Source organism: Pseudomonas sp. K5002 (genome assembly GCF_013386655.1).
In the GTDB taxonomy this organism is placed as follows: Bacteria; Pseudomonadota; Gammaproteobacteria; order Pseudomonadales; family Pseudomonadaceae; genus Aquipseudomonas.
Window position 1 is genome coordinate 1 of record NZ_JACARK010000990.1, and the last position, 816, is coordinate 816.

General features: G+C 63.6%; 1 protein-coding gene. It reads right to left on the reverse strand.

Annotation, left to right across the window (positions count from 1 at the left end; genetic code table 11):
* Nucleotides 1-184: 184 nt before the first annotated feature.
* Nucleotides 185-676 carry a RidA family protein gene (locus HX846_RS32235; RefSeq protein ID WP_003211308.1) on the reverse strand — a complete coding sequence of 164 codons (492 nt, stop codon included), beginning with the start codon at nt 674-676 and terminating at the stop codon, nt 185-187.
* Nucleotides 677-816: the final 140 nt, after the last annotated feature.

An 816-nucleotide genomic window follows, 5' to 3' on the forward strand; every position in this document is an offset into this window, starting at 1 on the left:
GGCTCCCGCTGGGCTGCGTAGCAGCCCCAATACCGTCGCCACAGTCTTCCGGGGAAATTGCGGAGTCAGGCTTCAGGGCCGCTGCGCGCCCCAGCGGGAGCAAGCTCCCTCGCCACAAAGGTGCCGTCAGCCAGTTGAATTTTCGCATGAGAGTGGAGCTCCTTGGTCTCGAGTGATGTCCCTGTCAGCGTTTGCGCGCGGCAACCGCTTCGATTTCTACCAGCCCGCCGGGCAATGGCAACGCGACGACTTGCACCGCGGTGCGCGCCGGTTTTTTCGGCTGCTCGGCACTGCCGAAGAACGGTGTGTAGCCTTCCTGCAACCCGGCAAAATCAAGCTTGCCGCCCTTGGCTGGATCGCCCACCAGGAATATCCGCAGCTGCACCACATCTCCCAAATCCAGGCCCTGGCCTTGCAGCACACCCTTGAGCTTGTTGAGGATCGACGTGGTCTGGATGGCCGTGTCGCCATAGGCGGCAAACGAGTCTTTCGGCGCCTTGGGGTCATGCAGGTCGGCCAGCAACCCACTCACAAACAGCAGCTCGGTCTGCGGCGGCACCGACACCGCCAATGAGATCGGGAAGTTCGAGTTCGGCAGCGGCACGCGCTTGATCTCATCGGCGTGGGCGGCAAGGGTGGTGGCGGTCATCAGCAGTCCTGCAAAAAGCGTCTTCATCGGTTCATTCCTTGAGAGAGAAAAGTCAGGCGGCGACGCCCGGTTGCTGGCGTTCGGCATGCCGGCCGATCAGCGAGACGATGCGCCGCGCCGAATCGGCGGCGCTGTTCTGCCAGATGCCGACGCCGCCGTGGGCGAGG

Bases quoted from the DNA above. Each gene is read 5' to 3' on its own strand.
- HX846_RS32235 (WP_003211308.1), bottom strand. From the start codon at position 676: ATGAAGACGCTTTTTGCAGGACTGCTGATGACCGCCACCACCCTTGCC.